General features: G+C 31.4%; 9 protein-coding genes. 8 read left to right on the top strand and 1 reads right to left on the bottom strand.

Features of this window, described 5'->3' with window-relative positions; translation table 11 throughout:
• The first annotated feature begins 671 nt into the window (after positions 1-671).
• The 8 genes from thrS to AC4FRF_RS08855 all read left to right on the top strand — a co-directional run bounded on the left by thrS (position 672) and on the right by AC4FRF_RS08855 (position 7,096).
• Positions 672-2,618, top strand: coding sequence for a threonine--tRNA ligase (gene thrS, locus AC4FRF_RS08890; RefSeq protein ID WP_491159139.1), 1,947 nt, complete (start codon positions 672-674; stop codon positions 2,616-2,618).
• 16 nt (positions 2,619-2,634) lie between these two features.
• The gene (infC, locus tag AC4FRF_RS08885) at positions 2,635-3,192 is read left to right on the top strand and encodes a translation initiation factor IF-3 (protein ID WP_491159144.1); all 558 of its coding nucleotides are present in this window, start codon (positions 2,635-2,637) and stop codon (positions 3,190-3,192) included.
• 96 nt (positions 3,193-3,288) lie between these two features.
• Positions 3,289-3,486, top strand: coding sequence for a 50S ribosomal protein L35 (rpmI, locus tag AC4FRF_RS08880; protein ID WP_007810722.1), 198 nt, complete (start codon positions 3,289-3,291; stop codon positions 3,484-3,486).
• Between the two features lie 122 nt (positions 3,487-3,608).
• A complete protein-coding gene (rplT, locus tag AC4FRF_RS08875; RefSeq protein WP_035633036.1) occupies positions 3,609-3,953 on the top strand; it encodes a 50S ribosomal protein L20 in 345 nt (114 codons plus the stop codon).
• A gap of 165 nt (positions 3,954-4,118) precedes the next feature.
• Positions 4,119-4,598: a hypothetical protein gene (locus AC4FRF_RS08870; protein ID WP_491159138.1), complete on the top strand. Its 480-nt coding sequence runs from the start codon at positions 4,119-4,121 to the stop codon at positions 4,596-4,598.
• A 209-nt stretch (positions 4,599-4,807) separates the two neighbouring features.
• On the top strand, positions 4,808-5,851 hold the full coding sequence (locus AC4FRF_RS08865) for a sensor histidine kinase (RefSeq protein WP_491159137.1): 1,044 nt from the start codon (positions 4,808-4,810) through the stop codon (positions 5,849-5,851).
• Between the two features lie 10 nt (positions 5,852-5,861).
• The gene (locus tag AC4FRF_RS08860) at positions 5,862-6,533 is read left to right on the top strand and encodes a helix-turn-helix transcriptional regulator (RefSeq protein ID WP_491159136.1); all 672 of its coding nucleotides are present in this window, start codon (positions 5,862-5,864) and stop codon (positions 6,531-6,533) included.
• 167 nt (positions 6,534-6,700) lie between these two features.
• A complete protein-coding gene (locus AC4FRF_RS08855) occupies positions 6,701-7,096 on the top strand; it encodes a hypothetical protein (RefSeq protein ID WP_491159135.1) in 396 nt (131 codons plus the stop codon).
• Between the two features lie 12 nt (positions 7,097-7,108).
• Here AC4FRF_RS08855 and AC4FRF_RS08850 read toward each other — a convergent pair whose 3' ends face one another.
• Entirely contained in the window at positions 7,109-8,371 is a 1,263-nt protein-coding gene (locus tag AC4FRF_RS08850; RefSeq protein WP_491159133.1) for an asparagine synthetase B, read from the bottom strand.
• Positions 8,372-8,395: the final 24 nt, after the last annotated feature.

The raw sequence follows: 8,395 nt of genomic DNA, 5'->3' as shown, positions 1-8,395 counted from the left end.
ACTCGCAAGAAAAATTTAAAGTTTTTTTTCGATTTATTTCTCGAAGCTTAACTCCATCTTCCTTGTCAGTATTTCAATTAACTTGCCGCTTTTGCGGGGTGCAAATGTAAAACGTAAATTAATTCCTCGCAAGCTTTTTTTGAACTTTTTTTACCAAACTTTCATTTGATTTAAATTCGTTTTTCTTGCCAGTCTCTCAGTGAACGTGTTCGTTGTTGCGGGTGCAAAAGTAGTCACTCTATACCGTTATTCAATACTTTTTAACCAACTATTTTTAATCTTTTTTTTAACTCACTGAAAATACACAACTTGGATTTTAACCTTTTTATCATTTGTAAGAATTTAGACAGTTGTCTTGTCGCATTTCGAGAAGATTCACCATCAATATGCAGAGAGTTTTTAACTCAAACACCATTCTTTACCCTAAATAATAAAGGATATTTTTCTTGTAAACACTATTCCCTAGCCCTGATAGCAGCGAAAATCCTTACTTGCCGGGGTTCGGCGAGTAAGATTGAAGCGGATAGCAGGAAATAGCTCCATAAAAAAAATTCCACATCTACAATAGTATAACACTAAAACTACTGCTAACATAAATAAACAAACCTTACATATATATTGTATGTATTTTTCTAATACTCTATATTTGCACTCTCAAAATTAAACTAACAATGATTAAGATTACTTTGCCCGATGGGTCAGTTAGAGAGTATGCGCCAAGCGTAACTCCGATGGATGTTGCTAAAAGCATTAGCGAAGGATTTGCAAGAAATGTAATTTCGGCTTCTTTTAACGGTACAACTGTAGAAACAGTAACTCCATTGACCACGGATGGAAGTCTTACATTATACACATGGAACGACCAAGAAGGAAAAAAAGCTTTCTGGCATTCAACTTCACACGTAATGGCACAAGTTCTAGAGGAAATGTACCCTGGTATCAAATTAACTCTTGGACCTGCAATTGCAAACGGATTCTATTATGATGTAGATTTTGAAGATCAAAAAATTACCGAAGCTGATTTTAAGAAAATTGAAGAAAGAGTCCTTGAAATCTCAAGAGGAAAGCATGAATTCAAATTACGCCCTGTTACTAAAGCAGAAGCTCTAGAATTATACAAAGACAATGTTTACAAAACAGAATTGATTTCGAATCTAGAAGACGGAACAATTACTTTTTGCGACCATGATACTTTTACTGACTTATGTCGCGGAGGACACATCCCAAATACAGGACTTATCAAAGCCATGAAAGTAATGAGTGTTGCAGGCGCTTACTGGCGTGGTGACGAAAAAAACAAGCAATTAACACGTGTATACGGAACATCGTTTCCTAAACAAAAAGAACTTACTGAATACCTAGCTTTGCTTGAAGAAGCAAAACGTCGTGACCACAGAAAACTAGGTAAAGAATTAGAGTTGTTTGCTTTTTCTCAAAAAGTAGGCCAAGGCTTGCCTTTATGGCTACCAAAAGGAGCTGCATTAAGAGATAGATTAGAACAATTTCTAAAAAGAGCACAAAAGAAAGCAGGATACGAACAAGTAGTTACTCCACATATAGGCCAAAAAGAACTTTATGTTACTTCTGGTCACTATGCTAAATATGGTGCAGATAGCTTCCAGCCTATAAATACTCCGGCTGAAGGAGAAGAGTTCTTATTAAAACCAATGAACTGTCCTCACCACTGTGAGATTTACAATGTAAGACCATGGTCATATAAAGACCTACCTAAACGCTATGCCGAATTTGGCACAGTATACAGATATGAACAGTCAGGTGAATTACATGGTTTGACTCGTGTAAGAGGGTTTACTCAAGATGATGCACATATCTTTTGTACTCCAGAACAATTAGATGAAGAATTTAAAAAAGTAATCGATCTTGTACTTTACGTTTTTGGTTCATTAGGTTTTGAAGATTTTACTGCTCAAATCTCATTAAGAGACCAAGAGAACAGAGAAAAATACATTGGAACAGATGAAAACTGGGAGAAAGCAGAGAACGCAATCATAAATGCTGCAAAAGACAAAGGTTTAAATACCGTAGTTGAATATGGTGAAGCGGCATTCTATGGTCCAAAACTAGATTTCATGGTAAAAGATGCCCTAGGAAGACAATGGCAATTAGGAACCATACAAGTAGATTACAACCTACCAGAACGTTTTGAATTGACATACAAAGGCTCTGATAATGAATTACATCGTCCCGTAATGATCCACAGAGCCCCATTTGGTTCTATGGAACGATTTATAGCTATTTTACTAGAACATACAGCAGGAAATTTCCCTCTTTGGCTTATGCCAGAACAAGCTATTATCTTGTCTTTGAGTGAGAAATATGAAATATATGCTAAAAAAGTTTTAGATTTGCTAGAAAATCACGAAATTCGCGGGCTGATTGACAACCGAAACGAAACAATTGGTAAGAAAATTAGGGATGCGGAGATGCAAAAAATCCCATTTATGCTGATTGTAGGTGAAGAAGAGGAGAAAAATGGAAGCATTTCAATCCGTCGTCACGGTCAAGAAGGAAAAGGAAATATCACCGTTACAATTGAAGAGTTTGTTGCAATTGTAAGCGAAGAAATGAACAAAACATTAAAAGTATTTACAGTTTAACTTAAATTTTAAAGCCATAGCAATAAGAAGCAACAGAGGTTACCAACCTCGCGTAGAAAAAAAAGATGCCCACAGAATCAACAACAACATTCGTGGTCTACAAGAAGTACGTCTTGTAGGAGAAAACATTGAGCCTGGAGTTTTTAAACTTTCAGAAGCTTTAAGACTAGCTGATGAATTCGAATTAGATTTAGTTGAAATATCTCCTAATGCTGATCCACCAGTTTGTAAAATTATGGATTACAAGAAGTTTGTATACGAGCAAAAAAAGCGTGACAAAATCTTGAAAGCAAAATCATCACAGGTTACTGTGAAAGAAATTCGTTTTGGTCCTCAAACAGATGAGCACGATTATGAGTTTAAAAGAAAGAACGCTGAAAAATTCTTAAAAGAAGGAGCTAAATTAAAAGCTTTTGTATTCTTCAAAGGACGTTCAATCATTTATAAAGATCAAGGTCAAATCTTATTATTAAGATTAGCTACAGATTTAGAAGAATTTGGTAAAGTGGAAGCGATGCCGGTTCTTGAGGGAAAGAGAATGATTATGTTCATTGCTCCGAAGAAAAAGAAATAAGTAATCTGTTTACAAAGAGGTTACCTAAAATATGGTGTTTGCACTGCAAACTCGCAAAAATAAGTAAGTAAGAATAAATTAAAACACTAGGAAAAAATGCCTAAAATGAAAACCAAATCTAGCGCCAAGAAACGTTTTAAAGTTACTGGTTCTGGAAAGATTAAAAGAAAACACGCTTTTAAAAGTCACATCTTGACTAAAAAATCTAAAAAACGTAAATTAGCTTTGACACACTCAGCGCTAGTTCACTCAACAGATATGAAAAGCATCAAACAACAATTAAGAATTATCTAATAGACAAATAATTGTCAATTAAAGAAATTCTTTAGGTTAAAACAATTTCAATAACCTTGGAGTATGGCCATAAGTTCCCTTGATTAAATTCGGGACGCCTGCTACAAAAAAACAATAAAATTATGCCAAGATCGGTAAATTCAGTTGCTAAAAGAGCAAGAAGAAAAAAAATAATGAAGCAAGCCAAAGGTTTCTTTGGTAGACGTAAAAACGTTTGGACAGTTGCAAAGAATGCGGTAGAAAAAGCAATGTGCTATGCATACCGCGATAGAAAAGTGAACAAAAGAAATTTCCGTGCTTTATGGATTCAACGTATCAACGCTGGAGCTCGTTTAGAAGGAATGTCTTATTCACAATTCATGGGAAAAGTTAAAGCTAACGGAATCGAATTGAACAGAAAAGTTCTTGCTGATTTAGCTATGAACCACCCAGAAGCTTTCAAAGCTGTACTTAATAAAGTAAAATAAACGTTTTATCAACTCAATTTAGGATTACTTACTTATATAGAAAACCTCAATCGAAAGATTGGGGTTTTTTGTTTTTATAATAAATCTAAAAAAACAAACATTAATATAAGAAAACTAATAATCATTATTAAGAAAAATAGTATTTTAGTTCTAGATTTTTAAAATATGAATTTTCAACGTTTATTCCCAAAACTAATATTCTTTACAATTGCCATTTTTGTCCTTTCTATCAGTTCTTGTGAAAAGAAAAAAAAGGCTATTGTACCATCAATATATACGCCCCATCAAATTGATAATTACTATCAACTTGCAAACGATTTTTATGACACCAATAAATACGATAGTGCATTCTATTATGCAAATAAAATAAGACTTGATATTAGTCCTAAATTAGAGTTAAAGAAATTTGCTACTACAATGTTTATAATTATAGTATCCCAACAAATGAAAGGTGATTATTCAGGTGCTGAAAATAGTATAGTGGAAACTATCTCTTTATTAGAAAACATTAATACTCAAAGGTATAAATTTAAGTTTTTTGAAATGTTAGCTAATAATTACAGCTTTACAAAAGAATATAATAATGCTCTTATTTATTATTATAAAGCTAGAGATTACACAAAAAATGAAAATATATCACTCTAAACCAATTAAATATTGGTCATATTTATAAAGAAAAAAAAGAATTTAATAAAGCATTACAAATACTACTCCCTCTATTAAAAAACAAGGAAACTAAAAAAAACAGATATTACACCTCTGGCATTTTAAATGATATTGGTTATTGCTATATGAAGCTCAATAATCCTAAAGCTATTTATTATTTAAAAAAATCATTAGATTTAAATTCAAATATGGATTCATCTGCGGATAATGATTATGATTTAACCGCTAATTATTACAATCTATATGAATACTACAACAAAAGTTATCCTCAAAAATCTTTAAAATATGCTGAACTATTATACCAAAAGGCAACAGAATATAACAATCCCGATGATCGTTTGATTGCTTTAAGCTTGCTCATAAAAAACACTGAAGGAAATGTGTCAAAAAAAAATGCTTTAAAATATGTTGCTATCAACGACAGTATAACTAAAATAAGGCAAAAAGCTAAAAACTATTTCGCTAAACTTAAATACGATTCTAAAAAAGAAAAAGAAGAAAATACAAAGTTAAAAGCTGAAAAAGAATTACAGGAAGAAGTAGAAAAAAACAAAAACATTATTACAGGTTACATCTTTACACTTATAATAATTCTTGCTGGATTTATTTATTACTACTTAATACAAAAAAGTAAAAAAGAAAAACTTCAAACAGCCTATAACACAGAAACTAGAATTGCAAAAAAATTACATGACGAATTAGCTAATGATATCTATCAAACCATCAATTTTGCAGAAACACAAGATTTATCCTCTCCCAGTAATTCGGAAAAACTACTTGAGAATTTAGAAACTATTTATTCTACAACCAGAAATATCTCCAGAGAAAATAGTTTAATTGAAACAGGTACACTCTTTAAAAATAATTTATATGAAATGATATCCAGTTTTAAAAGTGATACCATAAACCCAATAATTAATGGTTTAGAAAATGTGGATTGGAACAGTTTAAATAGCTTAAAGAAAATCACAATATACCGAGTGATACAGGAACTTTTAGTTAACATGAAAAAACATAGTCTGTCTAACGTGGTCATTATTTCATTTAAGCAGCAAGAAAAGAGTCTATTAATAAATTATTTTGACAATGGAATTGGTTTCATTATTGAAAAAAACATACTAAAAAATGGGCTACAAAATATTGAGAATCGTATTAATATATTGAATGGTGACTTTTTAATTGATAGCAAACCCGATAAAGGTGTTAAAATCAACATTTCAATCCCAATCTAAATGTAAATTTATGTTCAAAAAAGTATTAATTGTCGAAGATATAGATTCTATAATACAAAGTGTTATACAAACCTTAGAAAGCTTATCTGTAATTGAAATTCACTATGCAAAATACTGCGATGATGCGCTCATCAAAATCAAAAGAGCACAATTAGAAAACAAGCCATTTGACTTACTTATAAGTGATTTATCATTTAAACAAGATCATCGAGAAAACAAACTTCTTAATGGAGAAGAACTTATTGCAGCTGTAAAAAAGATACAACCTGACATTAAAACAATTCTATTTTCTATAGAAGACAAATCCTTTAAAATAAAATTTCTATTTCAAACCCTAGCGATTAATGCCTATGTAGTAAAGGGACGAAATAGTATCGAGGATTTAAAAAAAGCCATAAAAACTATTTACAATAATGACAGTCCAATAGTATTTCCTGAAAAAAATCTAGAACTAATATCTAAAAAAATGATACTTGAAATAGACGAATACGATATCTCTCTATTAAAATTATTAGCCAAAGGTTTCAGTATAAATGATATTGCAATAGAATTTAAAAATACTGGAATACTTCCAAATGGAAATAGTAGCATAGAAAAACGACTAAACAAGCTAAAAACATATTTTAAAGCCAACAACAATGCACATCTTATAGCTCTTGCAAAGGACATGGGATTGATATAACAGTTAAAAAATATTACAAAGAAATACCTTAAACTTTTATTTAAAAACGCTTTACTTTACGGTTTTCCGTAAATAAAGTGTTTTTTTTAGCCTTAAATTTGACACACCAATATTTTAAAATAGATTAAAACCACACTAGTTGTCTATTGATAAAAAACAAATAGGCTATGAGATACACCAATACTTTCAACAAAGTTATCCTTACAGCAATAACACTTTGCTTTATCTCTTGCAAAGATGAGGATTACAATCCCGATAAAGAAATAGACAAAATTACAGACTATACTTCAGCATATACCGATAAAAAAAATACAAATCATTCAAATGAATTTTACTTTTACTCAAAAACAAACAACTCAAAATACAATCATAAAATTACAGGTGAAGATGATAATGGTAAAAATGTAAAAGGAGAAATTAACTTAGAAGGAGAAATAGGTATTGGAATTATAAAAAAAGAAGACGAAAATGAAATTGAAATTATTAGCGAACATATTGACACTAACCAAATAATAGCAACAGATATCAACGGCTTCCATTATAAACTAAAGATTGACGATTAAGAAATATAGCCATCAGGTTTTTTGTTTTTTCTTTCTTGCTGCTGGAAACAACACATTATTTAAAATCAATCGATATCCTGGAGAATTTGGATGTAAATCTAAAACTGTTGGTGGATCCCCAACTTTATGCTGATAATCCTCTGGATCATGCCCCCCAAAAAAAGTAAACATTCCTTTTCCTTTCTGCCCATGAATGTATCTGGCTTCACCATTAAGTTCACAGCTTCCTAAAATCAAAACGTTAGACTTCACTAATTTATCATCAAAAGAAGTAGTTTGTCCCATAAAACCTTTTATCAATTGGGTATGATTTTGACACAGCATACTAGGAATAGGATCCCATTTAGCCGAAAATTCCATAAGGGTAAAATAATCTTTCTCCATAGGAACAATTCTTTTTTCAGTCATATCAATATCTGAAAACTCATACTTTTCAGGCCTTCTTTCTAAAGTAAAATCCTTGAAAGCAAAAGTATTAGAATAATTCAATTTGGACTGATAATTAGCTTCACTAGGATCGCCATCAAACATAGATTCGCAAATATCCACGCCATCTGCTGACAAAGCAATATCAAAACTATCTGTTGCAGAACACATGGCAAACATAAATCCCCCACCAATAACAAAATCTCTAATTTTTTTGGCTACAGCTCCTTTTTCTTCTGAAACTTTTGCAAATCCTAATTGACTTGCCAAATTTTCAGCTTCCTTTTTTTGTTCGATATACCAAGGTACATTTCGATAGGAACCATAAAATTTACCATATTGTCCCGTAAAATCTTCATGATGCAAATGCAACCAATCGTAAAGCACTAATTGATCGCTTAAAACTTCTTCATCATAAATAGCGGTAAAAGGAATTTCAGCATACGTTAAGACCAAAGTAACTGCGTCATCCCAAGGTTGTTTTCCTTTTGGAGTGTAAACTGCAATTTTAGGTGCTTTTTCTAAAATTACATTTTCCATATTTTGTGATGGACTTGCAATTTCGTTTAAAATAGACTGTTCCTCCGAATCTGAAAGGACTTCGAAACTAACACCTCTAATTTGACATTCTTTCCTAATTTCAGTTGCATCTGGTAATAAAAAAGAACCACCACGATAGTTTAGCAACCAACTTGCTTTATACTTTTTATCCAAACACCAATAGGTAATCCCATAAGCTTTTAAATGATTTTGCTGTGAATTTTCATCCATTGGCAACAAAATAAAAGACGCTTTCACAGAGAAAGAAACTAAAACAATAGTAAGAATGGCTATTTTTCTAAAAAGCATTGGAATGTTTTATTTCAAATATAG

This window comes from Flavobacterium sp. ST-158, assembly GCF_058309975.1.
Note: the sequence above shows the minus strand (reverse complement) of the source record. Positions and strands in the feature narration are given on the sequence as shown.